15 protein-coding genes are annotated in these 18,554 nt (G+C 71.3%); 8 read left to right on the top strand and 7 right to left on the bottom strand.

Going from position 1 to position 18,554, the window contains the following annotated elements; translation table 11 throughout:
• Positions 1-3 precede the first annotated feature (3 nt).
• The 3 genes from pucL to ACFYNU_RS04175 all read left to right on the top strand — a co-directional run bounded on the left by pucL (position 4) and on the right by ACFYNU_RS04175 (position 4,307).
• The gene (gene pucL / locus ACFYNU_RS04185; RefSeq protein ID WP_356584763.1) at positions 4-936 is read left to right on the top strand and encodes a factor-independent urate hydroxylase; all 933 of its coding nucleotides are present in this window, start codon (positions 4-6) and stop codon (positions 934-936) included.
• Between the two features lie 190 nt (positions 937-1,126).
• Entirely contained in the window at positions 1,127-2,503 is a 1,377-nt protein-coding gene (locus tag ACFYNU_RS04180; protein ID WP_356584764.1) for an 8-oxoguanine deaminase, read from the top strand.
• 337 nt (positions 2,504-2,840) lie between these two features.
• A complete protein-coding gene (locus ACFYNU_RS04175; RefSeq protein ID WP_388765042.1) occupies positions 2,841-4,307 on the top strand; it encodes a nucleobase:cation symporter-2 family protein in 1,467 nt (488 codons plus the stop codon).
• Positions 4,308-4,412: 105 nt separating this feature from the next.
• Here ACFYNU_RS04175 and ACFYNU_RS04170 read toward each other — a convergent pair whose 3' ends face one another.
• On the bottom strand, positions 4,413-5,309 hold the full coding sequence (locus ACFYNU_RS04170) for a chitosanase (protein ID WP_388765039.1): 897 nt from the start codon (positions 5,307-5,309) through the stop codon (positions 4,413-4,415).
• A gap of 174 nt (positions 5,310-5,483) precedes the next feature.
• Here ACFYNU_RS04170 and ACFYNU_RS04165 point away from each other — a divergent pair, with 174 nt between their 5' ends.
• The gene (locus tag ACFYNU_RS04165; protein WP_356584765.1) at positions 5,484-7,715 is read left to right on the top strand and encodes a hypothetical protein; all 2,232 of its coding nucleotides are present in this window, start codon (positions 5,484-5,486) and stop codon (positions 7,713-7,715) included.
• A 10-nt stretch (positions 7,716-7,725) separates the two neighbouring features.
• Here ACFYNU_RS04165 and ACFYNU_RS04160 read toward each other — a convergent pair whose 3' ends face one another.
• Positions 7,726-8,352 carry a TIGR03086 family metal-binding protein gene (locus tag ACFYNU_RS04160; RefSeq protein WP_356584766.1) on the bottom strand — a complete coding sequence of 209 codons (627 nt, stop codon included), beginning with the start codon at positions 8,350-8,352 and terminating at the stop codon, positions 7,726-7,728.
• A gap of 137 nt (positions 8,353-8,489) precedes the next feature.
• On the opposite strand from ACFYNU_RS04160, the gene ACFYNU_RS04155 reads away from it, so the two are divergent.
• A complete protein-coding gene (locus tag ACFYNU_RS04155) occupies positions 8,490-10,073 on the top strand; it encodes an NnrS multi-domain protein (protein WP_356584767.1) in 1,584 nt (527 codons plus the stop codon).
• A gap of 10 nt (positions 10,074-10,083) precedes the next feature.
• Here ACFYNU_RS04155 and ACFYNU_RS04150 read toward each other — a convergent pair whose 3' ends face one another.
• From ACFYNU_RS04150 to ACFYNU_RS04140, 3 genes are all read right to left on the bottom strand, one after another.
• Positions 10,084-10,707: a GNAT family N-acetyltransferase gene (locus ACFYNU_RS04150; protein ID WP_356584768.1), complete on the bottom strand. Its 624-nt coding sequence runs from the start codon at positions 10,705-10,707 to the stop codon at positions 10,084-10,086.
• A gap of 125 nt (positions 10,708-10,832) precedes the next feature.
• Complete coding sequence (gene aceB / locus ACFYNU_RS04145; RefSeq protein ID WP_356584769.1) at positions 10,833-12,455, bottom strand: malate synthase A; 1,623 nt, start codon at positions 12,453-12,455, stop codon at positions 10,833-10,835.
• A gap of 218 nt (positions 12,456-12,673) precedes the next feature.
• Positions 12,674-13,285, bottom strand: coding sequence for a nucleotidyltransferase family protein (locus ACFYNU_RS04140; protein ID WP_356584770.1), 612 nt, complete (start codon positions 13,283-13,285; stop codon positions 12,674-12,676).
• A 292-nt stretch (positions 13,286-13,577) separates the two neighbouring features.
• On the opposite strand from ACFYNU_RS04140, the gene ACFYNU_RS04135 reads away from it, so the two are divergent.
• Positions 13,578-13,889, top strand: coding sequence for a DUF5955 family protein (locus ACFYNU_RS04135; protein WP_356584771.1), 312 nt, complete (start codon positions 13,578-13,580; stop codon positions 13,887-13,889).
• 132 nt (positions 13,890-14,021) lie between these two features.
• Here ACFYNU_RS04135 and ACFYNU_RS04130 read toward each other — a convergent pair whose 3' ends face one another.
• On the bottom strand, positions 14,022-14,840 hold the full coding sequence (locus ACFYNU_RS04130; RefSeq protein WP_356584772.1) for an IclR family transcriptional regulator: 819 nt from the start codon (positions 14,838-14,840) through the stop codon (positions 14,022-14,024).
• Between the two features lie 377 nt (positions 14,841-15,217).
• Between ACFYNU_RS04130 and allB the strand changes: the two genes are divergently transcribed.
• Together allB and alc are read left to right on the top strand one after the other, a co-directional pair.
• Positions 15,218-16,585: an allantoinase AllB gene (gene allB / locus ACFYNU_RS04125; protein WP_356584773.1), complete on the top strand. Its 1,368-nt coding sequence runs from the start codon at positions 15,218-15,220 to the stop codon at positions 16,583-16,585.
• Positions 16,582-17,736 carry an allantoicase gene (alc, locus tag ACFYNU_RS04120; RefSeq protein WP_356584774.1) on the top strand — a complete coding sequence of 385 codons (1,155 nt, stop codon included), beginning with the start codon at positions 16,582-16,584 and terminating at the stop codon, positions 17,734-17,736. Before allB ends, alc begins: the two co-directional genes overlap by 4 nt.
• A 28-nt stretch (positions 17,737-17,764) precedes the next feature.
• Here alc and ACFYNU_RS04115 read toward each other — a convergent pair whose 3' ends face one another.
• Positions 17,765-18,520: an SDR family oxidoreductase gene (locus ACFYNU_RS04115; protein WP_356584775.1), complete on the bottom strand. Its 756-nt coding sequence runs from the start codon at positions 18,518-18,520 to the stop codon at positions 17,765-17,767.
• Between the last annotated feature and the right edge of the window lie 34 nt (positions 18,521-18,554).

The following is an 18,554-nucleotide window of genomic DNA, read 5'->3' as shown; positions in this document are numbered from 1 at the left end:
CAGATGCCGACCATTCTCGGCCAGAACCAGTACGGCAAAGCGGAGAACCGCGTCGTCAAGATCGTGCGCGACGGCGACACCCACCACATCAAGGACCTGAACGTCTCCGTCGCCCTCTCCGGCGACATGGCGGAGGTCCACTACTCCGGCTCCAACGCCAACGTCCTGCCGACCGACACCACCAAGAACACGGTGTACGCGTTCGCCAAGGAGCACGGCATCGAGTCCGCCGAGCAGTTCGGCATCCATCTCGCCCGGCACTTCGTCACCAGCCAGGAGCCGATCCACCGGGCGCGTATCCGGATCGAGGAGTACGCCTGGGAGCGCATCGCGACCTCCGACGCCAACTCCAAGTTCATCGGCGCCGACGAGGTCAAGCACTCCTTCGTCCGCAAGGGCCAGGAGACGCGCGTCGCGCAGATCACCTACGACGGCGAGAAGTGGGAGATCATCTCCGGCCTCAAGGACCTGACGGTGCTGAACTCGACCAACTCCGAGTTCTGGGGCTACGTCAAGGACAAGTACACGACGCTCCGCGAGGCGTACGACCGCATACTCGCCACCGACGTGTCCGCCCGGTGGCGCTACAACTGGACCGACGACGCCGAGCCGATGCCCAACTGGGAGAAGTCCTACGAGCAGGCGCGCAAGCACATGCTGCACGCCTTCGCGGAGACGTACTCCCTCTCGCTCCAGCAGACGCTCTACCAAATGGGCTCGCGGATCATCAACAGCCGCAGCGAGATCGACGAGATCCGGTTCTCGCTGCCCAACAACCACCACTTCCTGGTCGACCTCGAACCGTTCGGTCTGAAGAACGAGACCGCCGACGGCGCTGTCTACTTCGCGGCCGACCGCCCGTACGGCCTCATCGAGGCCACCGTGCTGCGTGACGGCGTCGAACCGCTGATCCCGCTCGACATGACCAACCTGTAGCGCCGACTCGCCGTACCCCAACCCCGACGCGCGCGCCGGCGTCACGTCCCACCGATCCACAAGTTCCGTGAGAAGTGGGCGACATGGGGGAAGAGCGGGGGCATCTGCGCACCGAGAGAACCGCGGACCCGGTCGTCACCCCGCTCGACCCCCGGATCCGTCCACCCAACGGGAAGAACGAGGACCCGCCATGGCGGCTTCGCGCATCGTCATCGAGAACTGTGCCATCGCGACTGTGGACGCGGACGACACCGAGTACGCGTCCGGGTACGTCGTCGTCGCGGACAACCTCATCGAATCCGTGGGCGCCGGCTCCGCGCCCGACGGGCTCACGAACGTCGTACGGCGTGTCGACGGCACCGGCCATCTGGTCACCCCCGGCCTGGTCAACACCCACCACCACTTCTACCAGTGGATCACCCGCGGCCTCGCCACCGATCACAACCTGTTCGACTGGCTGGTGGCGCTCTACCCGACCTGGGCGCGCATCGACGAGTCGATGGTGCGCGCCGCCGCCCAGGGCTCACTCGCGATGATGGCGCGCGGCGGGGTCACCACCGCGATGGACCACCACTACGTGTACCCGCGCGGCTCCGGCGATCTGTCGGGCGCGATCATCGGGGCCGCCTCGGAGACCGGCGTACGGTTCACGCTCGCCCGCGGCTCCATGGACCGGGGCAAGTCGGACGGCGGCCTGCCGCCGGACTTCGCCGTCGAGTCGCTCGAGGACGCGCTCGCCGCCACCGAGGCGACCGTCGACCGGTACCACGACGCCTCGTTCGACGCGATGACGCAGATCGCCGTCGCGCCGTGCTCGCCGTTCTCCGTCTCCACCGAACTGATGCGCCAGGGAGCCGAGTTGGCGCGCCGTAAGGGCGTACGACTGCACACCCACGGCAGCGAGACGGTGGAGGAGGAGCAGTTCTGCAAGGAGCTGTTCGGGATGGGCCCGACCGACTACTTCGAGTCGACGGGCTGGCTCGGCTCCGACGTATGGATGGCCCACTGCGTCCATATGAACGACTCCGACATCGCCGCCTTCGCCCGCACCGGTACGGGCGTCGCGCACTGCCCGTCCTCCAACGCCCGCCTGGCCGCCGGGATCGCGCGCGTCCCCGACATGCTGAAGGCGGGTGTCCCCGTCGGCCTCGGCGTGGACGGCACCGCCTCCAACGAATCGGGCGAACTGCACACGGAGTTGCGCAACGCGCTGCTCATCAACCGGTTGGGCGCACACCGGGAATCAGCCCTGACGGCCCGTCAGGCGCTGCGGCTCGGTACCTACGGCGGCGCCCAAGTCCTGGGCCGCGCGGGCCAGATCGGCTCGATCGAGACCGGGAAGCTCGCCGACCTGGTGCTGTGGAAGCTGGACACCCTGGCGCACTCCTCCATCGCCGACCCGGTCGTCGCGCTGGTCTTCGGGGCCGCCGCGCCCGTCACACTCTCCCTCGTGGGCGGCCGGACCGTCGTCGAGGACAACCACCTGACCACGGTGGACGAGGACGCCATCGCCCGCTCGACGCGGATCGAGGCGCGTCGCCTCGCGCGGATCACGGCCGCGGGCTGACGGTTCCTCCCGGGAAGTCCGGTCGAGGGGGACGGCCCTCGACCGGCGGCCAGTGGGCCCGAGCGGGGCTCCTGGCAGCCGTGTCCGGGTGGTGGCGTACCGCACGACGGTGCGCCACCACCCGGGACGGTGACTCGTGTACGTGACACGGGCTCGCTACTTTGCATGTCACTCGTCTGACCCCGAGGTCTCACCCCCCCCCACGTCTCATGTCTCACGTTTCGCATCCCCCCATCCCCCCCAGCCCCCCCCAACACCTCTCGTACCTCTCGCACGTCCCGCACACCTCCCTGACACCCGCGTCACCGCCGACGCGTAACCGACCGGAGGAACACCCGTGGCAGCCAAGCCCAGGTTTCGCAAAGACACAGCCGGCGTAGCAGGCGCAGCAGACACAACCGCCGCCGCTCCCGCTCCCGCTCCCGACGAGACGGAGACGCATCCGGTCGACCAGACCCTGCCCCCCTTCAAGATGTTCACCAGCGGCCTCCAGCACGTGGCCGCCATGTACGCGGGCGTGGTGGCGCCGCCGATGATCGTCGGGCCCGCCGTGGGCCTGAATGCCCGGGACACGGCGTTCCTCATGGGCGCCAGCCTCTTCACCGCCGGCATAGCCACGCTGCTCCAGACCATCGGCTTCTGGAAGATCGGCGCGCGGCTGCCGTTCGTCAACGGCGTCTCGTTCGCCGGTGTGACGCCGATGGTCGCCATCGGCCGGGAGCGCGGCGCCGAGGGCATCACCGTCATCTTCGGCGCGATCATCGTCGCCAGCGTGCTCGGATTCGTCCTCACGCCGTACTTCTCCAAACTGGTGCGGTTCTTCCCACCCGTCGTCACCGGCACGGTCATCACCCTGATCGGTGTCTCGCTGCTCCCGGTGGCCTTCAACTGGTCGCAGGGCGGGAATGCCACGGCCGGCGACTACGGCTCCATGAAGAACATCGGGATGGCCGGCCTCACCCTGCTGATCGTGCTGGTCCTGCGGAAGGTGCTGCGCGGCTTCCTCCAGCAGATCGCCATCCTGCTCGGCCTGGTCGCCGGCACCCTCGTGGCGGTCCCGATGAACATGACCGACTTCGACGCGATCAAGGACGCCGGTCTGGTCGGCTTCCCGACGCCGTTCCACTTCGGCGCGCCGCAGTTCGAGATCGCGGCGATCATCTCCATGTGCATCGTGATGCTCGTCTGCATGACGGAATCGACCGCCGACATGCTGGCCCTCGGCAAGATCGTCGACCGGCCGGCGGACGAGCGCGTCATCGAGGGCGGACTGCGGGCCGACACGCTGGGCAGCGCCATCAGCCCGCTCTTCAACGGCTTCATGTGCAGCGCGTTCGCGCAGAACATCGGGCTGGTCGCCATGACGAAGGTCCGCAGCCGCTTCGTCGTGGCCGCGGGCGGCGGCATCCTCATCCTGCTGGGCCTGTGCCCGGTGCTGGCCTCGGTGATCGCGCTCGTCCCGCTGCCGGTCCTCGGCGGCGCGGGCATCGTGCTGTTCGGCTCGGTCGCGGCGAGCGGCATCCAGACCCTGGCGACCGCCGCGCTGGAGAAGGGCGAGAACGCGCTGATAGTCGCCGCCGCCGTCGGTATCGGCCTGATACCCATAGCGGCGCCGTCCTTCTACCACGCGTTCCCGAAGGACCTGTTGGTGGTGCTCGACTCCGGGATCAGCACGGGGTGTGTGGTGGCGATCGTGCTGAACCTGGCATTCAACCACTGGGGCGGGAAAGGGACTTCGGAGCCGGCGGGTTCCTCGTCGGAGACCGGGACGGACCGGACTCCGGCCGCCGCCGTACTTCACTGACCGCCGGCCGCCGGCCGCCGGTCGGCGGCCACCGGTCGGCGCCGGGGCGGCTGCGCGCCGCGCCGACGCCGACGTAACGGCCTGTCCCGGGACGGGCCGTAGGCCTCAGCCGATGTGGAAGTCCTCCCCGTACATCTTCCAGTCCAGCGGCGGGTCCAGGCTCAGATTGCCCGCGTCGAGGAAGACCCGCTGCGCGGTGTCCACCCGGCTGGTGTCCTCGTGCGCCTCCTCCTGCTTCATCGCCCAGACGCGGGCGTCGAGGAAGGCGTTGAGGTACGCGGTCTCGTCCCCGCCCCGCGACGGCGGCAGCGCCTCGTCCTGCGCCCGCCGGCGGATACCGCTGAAGCTGACGTCGGAGTCCCCGTCGCCGTGCATGACGATGGCGTCGTAGTAGGCGAACTGCCCGAGCGTCCCGATGCCGTCCTCCTTGCCCTTGCTGACCGCCGGGTTGAAGTAGACACGGTCGCGTTCGTCGTTCTGCGCGGTCTGGAACGCGGGGTCCTGGGCCGCCTCCTGCCAGGCGTCGGTGTAGCCGGGGTCGAGTCCTTCGTGCGAGTCCGTGCCGTCGACGGCACGCAGCGCGGGCAGGTAGCGGGCGAGCGGGTTGTCCGGCTCGCGCTCGGTGTACAGCTCGACCAGGTCCAGCATGTCGCCGGTGCCGGAGCAGAAGCCGATGATGCCGGCGGTGTAGCCGCGGCCGTCGCCGATGTCCTCGATGTAGCCGTACTGGCCCTTCCAGTCGAGCGAGGAGTTCTCGGCGCTGGAGACCAGCTGCATCGCGATCTCCTTCTTGGCCGGTTCGTCCAGACCGGGGGCGGCGGCCGTCTTCACGGCGCCGGTCGTGTCCGCGCTTGTGGTGCCGACGCTTGTGGTGCCGGCTCCGGGCGCGGCGTACGCGACGGCCGTCACCGGTCCCGCGACCAGGACGAGTCCGAGCAGGACGCGGGGAACCAGTCCGAACGTGCGGGTGCGTGCGTGGTGGTGTGCGTGGGGGGTTGGCACCGGACCTCCATGGGGGGAGTCGTTCGCTGCGGTCATCTGTTAGGAAGCTTTCCTACCGAAGGTTCGCGGTGGCGTACACCCATGAGGTGTCAAAGAACTCGACGGCGTCACCCAGTGGATCATCAGGCCCCGGGGCGGGCCGTGTTGTCAGTGCCCCGTGCCAGGATTCTCCGCATGGATCTCGCACAGATTTTCGCCGATCTCGACGCACAGCCATGGGCGGAGAGGGAGCACGCCTACGGAAGCGCCGACGATGTCCCGGACCAGCTACGGGCGTTGGCGAGCGACGATGCCGAGGAGGCGGAAGAGGCGCTGTACGAGCTGTACGGGAACATCGTCCACCAGGGGTCGGTGTACGAGGCCACGGCCCATGCCGTGCCGTATCCCGCGCGGCTGGCCGCCGCCGGGATCAGACCGGCCGACATGCTGGTGCTGCTCGGCTGCGTCGCCGAGAGCGAGGACGAGCGCAGTGACACGCCGGGTGCGTGCCGGGCGGCCGTGACCGCCCAACTGCCCCTGATACTCCCGCTGATCGAGTCGGCCGACGCCTCCGTACGGCAGTCGGCGGTCTGGGCGGCGGCCAGGACGGGCGCTGCGGAGCAGGTGCTTCCGGTGCTGCGGCGGTGCTGGGAGGGGGAGTCGGACCCGCTGGTGCGGGCAGAGGTGCTGGCCGGGTCGGTCCACCTGGACCCGTCGGGCGCGGGCGAGTTCGAGACGGCGGTGCTCGGGGCGGCGATGCTCGGAGCGGGGGGAACCGACGGGGCCGGCGAGGCCGGGGAGGCCGCGCCGGTGCGGCTGGCCGCGCTGCTTGCCTGCGTCGAGGCGGACCTGGCGTGGACGCCGGCCCATCACGAGGCGCTGGTCTCCCTGCTGCCCGCCGAACCGCTGGTCGCGGGACGGTTCGACATGGAGCAGAACGAGCCGCTGTGTTATGTCGTAGAGGGACTGCTGGACCGGGCCACGGGCGAGGCTCGGGAGGCCGCGATCGAGTTGGTCGACGCCGGACTCCGGCATCCGGACGCCGACGCGCGCGGCGAGGCGGTGGCGGCGGCCGAGCGCGCCTGCGACGCCTCCCGTACCGTACCGGCCCGCCTCGCCGGACCGCTGGCCGCCCTGCTCGGCGATCCGTCGTCGGCGAGTGCCGCCCTCTCCGTCGTCAGACAGCTCGGTGAGTACGCGGCGCCCGCCGTCCCCGCGCTCACGGCCCTCGCCACCGGGGGCGGAGAGCTGGCCGACCGCGCGCTGGCGGCGCTGGTCACGGCGGCCCCGGCGGTGGCGGCCCCGCTGTTGGCCGCCGATCTGCCGTCCCGCCCGCAGGCACTCGGTGCCGCCGCCAAGACGCTGCCCGGGGGCTGGGCCGGGACCGTACGGGACGGCGACCCGGACCCGTTCCCGTACGTGCCGGAGCTGCTCGACGCCGTCCGGGCCCGGCTCGCGGACGACGGCATCGAGTGGAACGCGTCCATCCATCTCGGCCTGCTGCTGGCCGGCTGGGGGCAGCGCGCGGCAGCGGCCGTGCCCGATCTGATCGCGGCGCTGGACCGGTATCCCTTCGTCGTGCTGCGCGCCCTGCCGGCCGTCTGCCCGCCGGAGGAGCGGGACCGCGCGGCGGCGGCGCTGCGCGCCGCGGACCTCACCGAGCAGAGCCCGCTCGACGTCGGCTCCGCGCTGTACCGGCTCACGGGTGAGACCGACGCACCGGTGCGGGCGGTCGTCGACACCCTCGTCTCCGGCCCGCGCGATGTGGCCGAAGCGGCGAAACTGGCCGGGGAGCTGGGCAGTTCGCACGCCCCCGCGCTGCTGCCGTATCTGCGCACCGCGCTGAGCGACGCAGCCCGCAAGCCGTCGGGCTCCGCGTCCGACGCCTCGGAGGAGAGGCGCAACAACCCCCGACTCGACGGGGACATCGCGATAGCCCGCGCGCTGTGGCTGCTCACGGGCAGCGCGGACGAGACCCTGCCGATCATCGCCGGAGTGCTGGAGGAGGCCGACGGGGGCTGGACGCGCTGGCAGAACGTCCGCGCGGCGGGGGTCGCGGGCGCGCTCGGCGAGCGGGGCCGCCCGCTCGCCCCGCTCCTGGAGCGCAAAATGGCCCACCCCGACCACGCGGCGGCAGCGGCACTCGCCCTCCTCGCCGTCGACCCGGCGGGCCAGGACCGCGTCCGGCTGGCGGACGCGGCGCTGACCTCCGCCGAGACGAACGCGGATCCGCAGTCGGCGCTGGACTTCCTACGGGCCTACGGGGCAAGCAATCTGACGCCTGATCAGCTCAGCCGCTGGACCGACCTGGCGGAGCGGGACGCGCATGTCTTCCTCCCCGGCTTCTCCCAGGACCCGGTCGGCGCCGACGCCCGCTTCCGGAAGGAAGCACGTGCCCTGCTGGGCAGGCCGGAGACAGCCGGCTGAGGGAGGCACGTCACCGGCCGGGCAGCCAGTCCGGCCGGCGTCCGCTCAGTCCGATGACCCGGTCGAGCAGCGGCGCGTCGGCCGGTACGGCGACCGGCGGGCCGAACAGCCCCTCCGGCGCCTCGCCCGCCTCCGCGCTCGCCGCGGCCGGTTCGAGGAAGGACAGCGTCGCCTCCAGGCTCGCCCGGTCCACGTCGTACTCCTGCCCGGTGCTGCGCGCCAGGTCCCAGCCGTGCACCACCAGCTCGTTCAGCGCGATGATCCCCGCCACCTGGCCCGGCAGATCCACCCCGCCGGCCCGGGTGAAGCCCTGCCAGGCGTCGGGCGAACGCCATGCGTCCGCGAGTCCGTCCAACTGCGCGGGAAGGACCGTCCGCCAGTCCTCCGCCAACTGCGGAAGGGAGTCGGTCGGCGCGGTGTCCGTCGTCGCCCCCAGCTCCTTCTTCCCGGCGTCCCGGAAGGCGAGGGTCAGTCCCACCAGATGCCCGAGCAGCTCCCGCACCGTGTAGTCCGGGCACGGCGTGGGCGCCGTGAGGTGCTTCTCGTCGATGCCGTCGAGCAGCCCGGCGACACTGCGGCAGACGGGCCCGTGGTCCGGAAATCGTGTATCGGTATCGGAATTGGTTTCGGTGTCCATACGGGGTAGACCGCGCCACCGGCGGAAACTCATCGCCACCGGTGTGACCGGATGCTCTACGGTGCACGCGCGGCGGACAGAAACAGAGAACAGACACGACGGGGGTTCGGGTGCGGGGTGTGCGGTACGACCAGAGAGTGCTCGCTCTGGTCGAGGTACGGGGCAGGGAACGCGACTGGGAGCAGGCGGAGCGGGAGTTCGAGCAGCGCGGCTGGCCCCTCGTCGACCGTTCGGTACGGGGCGAGGGGATATCCGCCGGCGTCCTGCGCCCGGATCCGGGCTCGCGCCTGTTCGTCGTGGAGGTCCGCCTCTTCGGCGCGCGCAACCGCCGGACCGAGCGCGCGGCGGCCTGGCGGGTGGAGCGGCTGGCGAAGGCCGCGCGACTGGAGATGCACGTACGCCGCTGTGAACTGGTCGAGCGCGATCGCGAACTGCTCACCGAGTGGCTGGTCCACACGGTCGCGCACCGCCCCGCACGCGCTCCGGCAGCCGGCCCCGCGCCCCGCCCGCTCACCGTCACCGGGCGGCTCCGTCGCCAACTGGCCCTGGCGCGCGCCCGGTACACGGAGCGGCGGGGCCACCACGACACGGGCACACTCGTCACCGGCACGGCGTCGGAGGCCAGACGTCTCTCCCGGATGACCCTCCCGGGCGGCGGCGCCCCGGCCGGCACCGGCACCGACGTCCGCGCGCTGCACGGCAAGGAACGCGCCCATATCGTCGCGCGCCGCGAGGAGGACCGCCGGCGATGGATGTACCGCCTCTTCGGCTGGCTCGCGGCGATGGCGTTCGGCGCGGTGGTCGCGCGCCAGCAGTCCGGTGTCCGCCTCTGGCTGTGGGCGGCCGTCGTCGCCGGGTGCATCGCCATGGCCCTGCGCGTCGGCAGCCGGATGTTCCTGTCCGGCGGCCGTGCGCTCAGTGTCCTCGTCACGTGCGTGGCATCGGGCATGCTCCTCACACTCGCGCTGGGCCCGGGGCCGAGCGGCGACGGGTGGCCCCCGTCGCAGATGCTGACACTCGCGGCGGTGCTGACCACCGTCACCGGCATCTGGCTGCTCGTGCGGCAGTGGACCTGGGGCGAGTGGCTGGCCTGGGCGGCGCCCATGGCGTTCACCGTGCTCGCGTCGTTCGTCGTGGCGTCGGGATCGGTGCTGCACGCGATCTACGCGACCGAACTGGGCCTGTCCCCGGGGGACTTGGACATCCCCGGCATCTGGCAGGCCGTCTCCGCGCTGAAGCTGCTCAGCTTTCTGAGTGTGGCGCTGGTCGTGCCCGCGCTCTGGGGCATCGCCAAGCACCTTCACGTCACCTATCTGCGGCCCGGCGAAGAGCTCAACGCCCCGCTGTACGTGGTCGCGCAGATCCTGGTCGTCGCCCAGGTCCTCCTCCTCGCGCTGGACTCCGCCGGCACCGCGGTCAAGGACGTGAGGTCGGCGGCCGAGGGCCGTACCCCGCCACCGTCCTACTTCGGCGTCGATCCGGAGTGGATCTGCGTCGAACCGACCGTCCCCAGGGCCGAGTTGAACGTCCAGGGCGGCGAACTCGCCCCGGCCCGCCCCCTCCTGTCGTTCGGCGTCACCGACGGCGAGGTGTCCCTGTGGCACGAGCACACGGAAACGGCCTTCAAGATCCCCGCCGCCCAGGTCCGCCTGCTGCCCGCCGAGGACGCCGGGGCGCCGTGCGCGTTCCCCGCCGAGAAGTGGCAGGCGGGCACCGAATGAGCCCTGGCCCTCAGGCCTCCGTGCGACGCCCGAGATACGTCACCCCGTCCGCCTCCGCCCCGGGCACCGCGATCTCGTGGAACCCCACCCGGTCGTAGAAGGCGCGCGCGCCGGTGTTCGCGCTGAGCATCGACAGATGTACACCGTCCACGCCCCTCTCGCGCAGCGCCCCGAGAAGCGCGCCGATCAGCGCCCTGCCGTACCCCTGCCCCTGCCACCGCGGCAGCAGGTCGATGTGCAAGTGCGCCGGATGGCCCGCGAGTTCGGGCAGCACCATCCGCTCGGGATCGTGCAGCAGGGCCGCCATGACATCGCTCGGGGTCCGCGGCTCCACACCCTCACCCGGCGCCGGATACCGCTCGCCCACGACGGGCAGCCAGTCCCGCCGGAAGGCCGTCACGAACCGCGGGGTGTCCTCGGCCCCCAGCACATACCCGACGGCCCGCCCCTCGCCCTCGTCCAGCACGAAGGCCAACTCCGGCTCCAACTCCAGATACGGCGCGGCGAAGACGCTCGGCACCAACTCGCTGTCCGAATACAGATGCCGCGAGTCCCCACCGGCGTCGGCGGTCCGCACACAGATCTCGAACACCGCGGCCCGGTCACCGGGACGGTAGGAGCGTATGAAGGCCATCCGCTGATTCTCCTCGGCCTGAGAGCGCTCTCGCAAGAACTCCGCGGCCCGCCGCCCCCGGTGCGCGAGTACCGGGGCCGGCGGGCCGTGTCGTACAACCGCTGGTGGCAGCCGTGGCAGCCGTGTCAGCCCCGGAGTTGCTCGTACGCCGGCAGCGTCAGGAAGTCCTCGTAGCTCTCGTCCAGTGCCACCGTCAGCAGCAGGTCGTGGGCCTGCTGCCACTTGCCGGTTGTGAACGCCTCCTCGCCGATCTCCGTGCGGATCGCGGTCAGTTCGTCCGCCGCGATCCTGCGGGCGAGGTCGGCGGTGGCCGTTTCGCCGTTCTCGAAGACCACCCCCGCGTTGATCCACTGCCAGATCTGGGAGCGGGAGATCTCCGCCGTCGCCGCGTCCTCCATCAGGTTGAAGATGGCGACCGCGCCGAGGCCGCGCAGCCATGCCTCGATGTAGCGGATGCCGACCTGGACCGCGCCGATCAGGCCCTGGTAGGTGGGCTTCGCGTCGAGGGAGTCGATCGCGATCAGTTCGGGCGCCGTCACCGAGACGTCCTCGCGCAGGCGGTCCTTCTGGTTCGGGCGTTCGCCGAGGACCGCGTCGAAGGAGGCCATCGCGATGGGGACTAGGTCGGGGTGGGCGACCCAGGAGCCGTCGAAGCCGTCCGCCGCCTCGCGGTCCTTGTCGTCCTTGACCTTGGCGAAGGCGACCTTGTTGACCTCGGGGTCGCGCCGGGAGGGGATGAAGGCCGCCATGCCGCCGATGGCGTGCGCGCCGCGCTTGTGGCAGGTGCGGACGAGGAGTTCGGTGTACGCGCGCATGAACGGGGCCGTCATCGTGACCGCGTTGCGGTCCGGCAGCACGAACTTGGGGCCGCCGTCACGGAAGTTCTTGACGATCGAGAAGAGATAGTCCCAGCGGCCGGCGTTCAACCCGGAGGCGTGGTCGCGGAGTTCGTACAGGATCTCGTCCATCTCGTACGCCGCGGTGATCGTCTCGATCAGCACGGTCGCGCGGACGGTGCCCTGTGGGATGCCCAGGTACTCCTGCGCGAAGACGAACACCTCGTTCCACAGCCGGGCTTCGAGGTACGACTCGGTCTTCGGCAGGTAGAAGTAGGGGCCCTTGCCCAGCTCGATGAGCCGCTGGGCGTTGTGGAAGAAGTACAGCCCGAAGTCGACGAGCGCGCCGGGGACCGCGCGGCCCTCGAACTGAAGGTGCCGCTCGTCCAGATGCCAGCCGCGCGGGCGCATGACGACCGTCGCGAGTTCGTCGGCGGCCTTCAGGGCGTACGACTTGCCGGACGCCGGGTCGGTGAAGTCGACCTTCCCCGCGTAGGCGTCCCTGAGGTTGAGCTGGCCGTTGATGACGTTCTCCCAGGTGGGAGCGGAGGCGTCCTCGAAGTCCGCGAGCCAGATCTTGGCGCCGGAGTTGAGCGCGTTGATCGTCATCTTCCGGTCGGTGGGCCCGGTGATCTCCACCCGGCGGTCGTTCAGCGCGGCCGGGGACGGCGCGACGCGCCAGGAGTCGTCCTCGCGTACGGCCGCGGTCTCCGGCAGGAAGTCCAGCGTCGACGTACGGGCGATCTCCGCGCGACGCTCGCCCCTGCGGGCCAGCAGCTCGTCGCGCCGGGGAGTGAAACGCCGGTGCAACTCGGCCACGAAGGCGAGGGCCGCCGGGCTCAGGACCTCGTCCTGCCGGGGCAGGGGCTCGGCATCGACGACGGCCAGCGGGGACGGCGCTGGTGCGGACATGAGCTGTCACTCCTTCGACGGGCGGCGGCCCTCGGCGACCGCCGGAGCGGCGTCGGCGGCACTGGGTGCCGGAACGCCGGGCTGCGGTCGCGGGCGCCTTCCGGGGGGTCGGGCGCTTCTGACCTGTGGATAGTAGTTTCCTCATGGTGGAAGTTCAATGGTTTGTTGACGTCGAGATTCTCCGGGTCGACAGACCGTGTCGCGCAGTGCCACTTCCCTCACTCAAGGTGCGACAGATCCTCCTCCGTGTCGATGTCGTACGGCTCCGCGACATCCCCGCACTCGACCAGGACGATGTCCCGCGCATGGGACCTCAGATAGCCGCGTGCCCCCTGATCGCCCGTCGCATCCGCCGCGACCCCAGCCAGATGGTCCGCGCCGAACAGCACCGGGTGGCCGCGCTCGCCTCCGTAGGACGCCGCGGCGAGGGTGCCGGGGGAGCGGTACGCGGCCCGTACCCGGGCCACCGCCGCCGGGCCGATCCCCGGCTGGTCCACCAGCAGCACCAGCGCGGCGGCGTGCGCCGGGGCGGCCTTCAGCGACGCCAGCCCGGCCCGGAGCGACGAGCCCATGCCGGCGGCCCACTCCGGGTTGTCGACCAGTACGCAGCCCGGCAGTTCGGCGCGGGCCCGCACCTCGTCGGTGGCGGCGCCGAGCACCACGTGCACCCGCTCGCAGCCGCCCTCGCGCAGCGACCGTACGGCGTGCTCCACCAGCGGACGCCCCCGGTGGGGCAGCAGCGCCTTCGGCCGCCCGCCGAGGCGCCGCCCGCCGCCGGCGGCGAGCAGAAGTCCGACGACAGGCGACTCTCCGTGATCGTTGTCAGTCATGGGTTCTGCATACCTCACCGGCGCCTTCACGCCCCCCTCGCACGCCTGTGCGCGCCGTTTTGCGCCTCCCCGCCGACTGCTGTCGGACGGTGCGTCAGATCGTTGCGCGGCGCCCACCTGGCGATACGTCGGTTCAACAAGTTGAATATTGTCCGTTCGGTGGCGCACGGCCGCTCCGGTGGCGTTTACTGTCCCGCGTCTCACGGCGCCGGGCGTGTGAAAAAGGGAGGCGCCGGCGGGGCGGGCACCATGCCGAAGGCACATGCACCATGGCGTGCGAGGGGGAAGAACTTTGTTGCGGAGCGTGGGGCATACGCGAGTGACAGAGCAGAGTGAGGATCCGAGACTGGCCGGGCTGCGGTTCTCCGTGGCCCGTCTCAGACGGGAACTCGCCGCGTATCCGAGTGAGTTCAGAGACAGAGGGATCGCGGAGGAAGAACTGGCCGCGATGGCCGCGATGGTGGCGGGAGGCGATCCGGAGATTCTGCGGATGCGTCGTTCGCTGCTGCTGATCGTCGGCTCGATCGGCTCGGTGAGCGCCTTGGCGCCCACCCTGATGGATGTCAGGAAGGCGGTCGACCTCTTCGGAGAATTAGGGCACTAGAGCGCGCCTGGCCGCCCACCCGGTCTTTCAGGTATCGGGTAACGGCCTTGAAGTGCCCGAGCGCCGTACGTCCCAGGGGATTGGGGCGTACGGCGCTCGGGCGTTCACGCTGGACCTGCTGGACCGCCGGGCTCAACCCTGCTGAGGGGCCGCGGCGGCGGTGTTCGCCAGCACCTCGGACAGATCCCGCGCCACTTCCTGGAGTATCGGCACGATCCGCTCGGTCGCCGTCTCCGTGACCCGGCCGGCCGGCCCCGAGATGGAGATCGCCGCGGGCGTGGGGGAGTTGGGCACCGGCACCGCAAGACAGCGGACCCCCACCTCCTGCTCGTTGTCGTCCACCGCGTAACCGGCCGCGCGCACCACGTCGAGCGCCGCCAGGAAACCGTCCGGCGTCGTGATCGTCTTCTCGGTGGCGGCGGGCATGCCCGTCCGCGCGAGCAGCGCCCGTACCTCTTCGGCCGGCGTGTGCGCGAGAAGCGCCTTGCCCACGCCCGTGGAGTGGGGGAGCACCCGGCGGCCGACCTCGGTGAACATCCGCATGGAGTGCTTGGAGGGCACCTGCGCGACATACACGATCTCGTCGCCGTCGAGCAGCGCCATGTTCGCCGTCTCGCCGGTCTCCTCGACCAGCCGCGCCAGATACGGCCGCGCCCAGGTGCCGAGCAGTCGCGACGCCGACTCGCCGAGCCGGATGAGGCGCGGGCCGAGCGCGTACCGCCGGTTCGACTGCTGCCGTACATAACCGCAGGCGACGAGCGTGCGCATCAGCCGGTGGATGGTCGGCAGCGGCAGTCCGCTGCTGGCCGAGAGCTCGCTCAGGCCGACCTCGCCGCCCGCGTCCGCCATCCGCTCCAGAAGGTCGAAGGCCCGTTCGAGGGACTGGACGCCGCCGCTCGCGGATGCGGGCTTGGCGGCGTCGGTGGCGCTGGCGGCGCTGGACGTCGGCACAACAACGGTCCTCTCGGGGCGGGACGGGCGGGCGAGTCAGCAGTTTACCGGGCGGTCCGGTGGGTGGCCGGTCCGCGGACGGGCCGGCGGACCGCCCGGCGCCGCCGCGTATTCGCCGGTCAGGGGGTGTCTGTCCGGGTGGCTGTCCGGGTGTCGCCGGTCACCTGGCGTGATCGGTCCGTACGGTTGGCGGGCGGAGTGGGCTTCTGTCTGGTGAAAGTCAGTTTTCGCCTGATGGAAACACTTCAGTGTAGTGCACGGGGTGCGGTCCGGGTGGAGTGCTCTTGACGGACCCCGGTCCGGCATGAAGACTCCTTCAACAGTTCGTTGAATTCGATGACACGTTCGTGTGGATATGACGGAAGTGAGGGTGGCCGGTGACCGATCCGGACCGGAACGTGGACCTGGTGCTGCGCTCGACGCGCGTCGTCACCCCCGACGGCACGCGCCCCGCGTCGGTCGCCGTCACCGGCGGCACGATCACGGCGGTGCTCCCGTACGAGCGGGGGTACGGCTCCGAACTCCCGCCCGGCGCCCGCCTGGAGGACGTCGGCGACGATGTGGTCCTCCCCGGCCTCGTCGACACCCATGTGCATGTGAACGACCCCGGCCGCGCCGAGTGGGAGGGCTTCTGGACCGCCACCCGCGCGGCGGCCTCCGGCGGTATCACCACCCTGATCGACATGCCGCTCAACTCCCTGCCGCCGACGACCACGACGGCCCATCTGCGGATCAAACGGGAGGTCGCGGGCCCCAAGGCGCACATCGACGTCGGTTTCTGGGGCGGCGCGCTCCCCGACAACGTCCAGGACCTCAAGTCCCTTCATGACGCGGGGGTGTTCGGCTTCAAGGCGTTCCTGTCGCCGTCCGGTGTCGAGGAGTTCCCCGAGCTGGACGCCGCGCAGCTCGACGCGTCGCTCACGGAGATCGCCGGCTTCGGCGGGCTGCTCATCGTGCACGCCGAGGACCCGGCCGAACTGGCCGCGGCGCCGCACCGCACCGGCGCGAAGTACGCCGACTTCCTCGCCTCCCGCCCCCGCGATGCCGAGAACACCGCGATAAAGGGCCTGATCGCCGCCGCCCGCCGGCTGGACGCCCGCGTACACGTCCTGCATCTGTCGTCCGCCGACGCGCTGCCGATGATCGCCGAGGCCAGGCGTGACGGTGTGCGGCTGACCGTCGAGTCCTGCCCGCACTTCCTCACCCTCACCGCCGAGGAAGTCCCGGACGGCGCGACGGAGTTCAAGTGCTGCCCGCCCATCCGGGAGGCCGCCAACCAGGACGCCCTGTGGCAGGGGCTGGCCGACGGGACGATCGACTGCGTCGTCTCCGACCACTCACCCTCCACCACCGACCTCAAGACCTCCGACTTCGCGACCGCCTGGGGCGGCATCTCCTCGCTCCAGCTCGGACTGCCGGCCATCTGGACCGAGGCCCGCCGGCGCGGTCACTCGCTGGGCGACGTGGCCCGCTGGATGTCGACGGCCCCCGCCGCGCTGGCCGGTCTGGACACGAAAGGCGCGATCGAGGCGGGCCGCGACGCGGACTTCGCGGTGCTCGCGCCCGACGAATCGTTCACCGTCGATCCCGCCGCGCTCCAGCACCGCAACCGCGTCACCGCGTACGCGGGCCGCACGCTGTACGGCGTCGTCAGGTCGACCTGGCTGCGCGGCCGGCGCGTCGTCGCCGACGGAGTCATCGCCGAGCCCTCGGGCCGACTGCTCGAAAGGACCGACCGACCGTGACCACGAACCCGTCGCCCACACCCGGGATCCCCCGCTTCACCGGTGACGCCCGCCCGTACGCCGGCGGCGACCCGTACGCCGACCACCGCTCCGCGGGCCTCCCCTTCACCCACCTCGTCGACCTGGCCGACCGCAGGCTCGGCGCCGGGGTCGTCGCCGCCAACGACGAGTTCTTCGCCGAGCGCGAGAATCTGCTGAAGCCGGGGCCCGCCGAGTTCGACCCCGAGCGCTTCGGCCACAAGGGCAAGATCATGGACGGCTGGGAGACCCGCCGCCGGCGCGGCGCCTCCGCCGCCCGACCGCACCCCACCGACGAGGACCACGACTGGGCCCTGGTCCGGCTGGGCGCGCCCGGCGTCGTACGCGGCATCGTGGTCGACACCGCCCACTTCCGCGGCAACTACCCCCAGGCCGTGTCCGTCGAGGCCACGTCCCTGCCCGGCTCCCCGTCCCCGGACGACCTGCTCGCCGACGGCGTGGGCTGGACAACTCTCGTACCGCGCACGGCGGTCGGCGGGCACGCGGCCAACGGCTTCACCGTCGACGCCGGACGCCGCTTCACCCATCTGCGGGTCAACCAGCATCCCGACGGCGGGATCGCGCGGCTGCGGGTGTACGGCGAAGTCGTACCCGATCCGGTCTGGCTGGCCGCGCTCGGTACGTTCGACCTCGTCGCCCTGGAGAACGGCGGCCGGGTCGAGGACGCGTCCGACCGCTTCTACTCACCGGCCACCAACACCATCCTGCCGGGCCGTTCACGCCAGATGGACGACGGCTGGGAGACCCGCCGCCGCCGTGACCGGGGCAACGACTGGATCCGCTACGCCCTGGCCGGGCAGTCCGAGATCCGCGCCGTCGAGATCGACACGGCGTATCTCAAGGGCAACTCGGCGGGCTGGGCGGCGCTTTCCGTACGGGCCGGCGGGCCGGCGACGGACGACGGGGACTGGACCGAGATCCTGCCCCGTACCCGCCTCCAGCCCGACACCAACCACCGCTTCGTCCTGGACCGCCCCGTGACGGCCCATCAGGTCCGCCTCGACATCTTCCCGGACGGCGGCATCTCCCGACTGCGCCTCTTCGGCTCACTCACCGACGAGGGGGCGGCCCGACTGGCCTCCCACCACCGGGAGTTGAACAGCACGCCCTAGGTACGCCCAGGCCGTGCCTACGCACCCCCTAGGCCGCGTGCCCGCCGTCCACCGCGAACTCGGCGCCCGTGACATACGCCGCTTCGTCACCCGCCAGGAACGCCACCATCGACGCCACCTCGTCGGCGGACCCGTACCGGCCGAGCGCCGTCATCGCGCTCTGACCCGCCGCGTACGGGCCGTCGGCCGGGTTCATGTCCGTGTCGGTCGGACCCGGGTGGACGATGTTCGCCGTGATCCCCCGCTCGCCGAGCTCCCGCGCCAGCGCCTTCGTCAGCCCGATCAGCGCGGACTTGCTCGTCGCGTAGAGCGTGCCGCCGGGGCCGGGCACCCGCTGGGTCATGCAACTGCCGACGGTGACGATCCGGCCACCGCGCCCGAGCCGCGTCGCCGCGGCCTGCGTGGTGAGGAAGACGCCCTGGACATTCACCGCGAGCAGTCGGCCGACGTCGGCCACCGGGAAGGAGTCGAGAGGACCGAGCAGCCCTGTCCCGACGTTGTTCACGAGGATGTCGAGCCGCCCGCCGAGCCCGTCGACGGCCCGCTCCACCACGCCCACGGCCTGCGCGGGGTCCGCCGAGTCGGCGCGCAGCGCGAGACCGCGCCGCCCGGTCGCCTCGATCTTCCGTACGACGTCCAGCGCGGCGGCCTCGTGCGCCACGTAGGTGATCGCGACATCCACACCCTCCTGGGCGAGCCGCAGGGCGATCGCGGCCCCGATACCCCGGCTGCCACCGGTGACCAGTGCGGTCCGGCCGGCCGGCGTGGAATCCGAAACAGACATGTGGTGCGTCCTTCGATCGGTCGCCCGCGACGGC

Source organism: Streptomyces sp. NPDC006643 (genome assembly GCF_042870175.1).
Lineage (GTDB): Bacteria > Actinomycetota > Actinomycetes > Streptomycetales > Streptomycetaceae > Streptomyces.
The sequence above is the reverse complement of the archived record's forward strand: the minus strand, read 5'-3'. Positions and strand labels throughout refer to the sequence as shown.

Excerpts from the sequence above, each read along its gene's own strand:
- ACFYNU_RS04115 (WP_356584775.1), bottom strand. The coding sequence starts at position 18,520 with ATGTCTGTTTCGGATTCCACGCCGGCCGGCCGGACCGCACTGGTCACC.
- ACFYNU_RS04160 (WP_356584766.1), bottom strand. The coding sequence starts at position 8,352 with ATGGACACCGAAACCAATTCCGATACCGATACACGATTTCCGGACCAC.
- ACFYNU_RS04180 (WP_356584764.1), top strand. The coding sequence starts at position 1,127 with ATGGCGGCTTCGCGCATCGTCATCGAGAACTGTGCCATCGCGACTGTG.
- ACFYNU_RS04165 (WP_356584765.1), top strand. The coding sequence starts at position 5,484 with ATGGATCTCGCACAGATTTTCGCCGATCTCGACGCACAGCCATGGGCG.
- aceB (WP_356584769.1), bottom strand. The coding sequence starts at position 12,455 with ATGTCCGCACCAGCGCCGTCCCCGCTGGCCGTCGTCGATGCCGAGCCC.
- ACFYNU_RS04150 (WP_356584768.1), bottom strand. The coding sequence starts at position 10,707 with ATGGCCTTCATACGCTCCTACCGTCCCGGTGACCGGGCCGCGGTGTTC.
- ACFYNU_RS04140 (WP_356584770.1), bottom strand. The coding sequence starts at position 13,285 with ATGACTGACAACGATCACGGAGAGTCGCCTGTCGTCGGACTTCTGCTC.
- pucL (WP_356584763.1), top strand. The coding sequence starts at position 4 with ATGCCGACCATTCTCGGCCAGAACCAGTACGGCAAAGCGGAGAACCGC.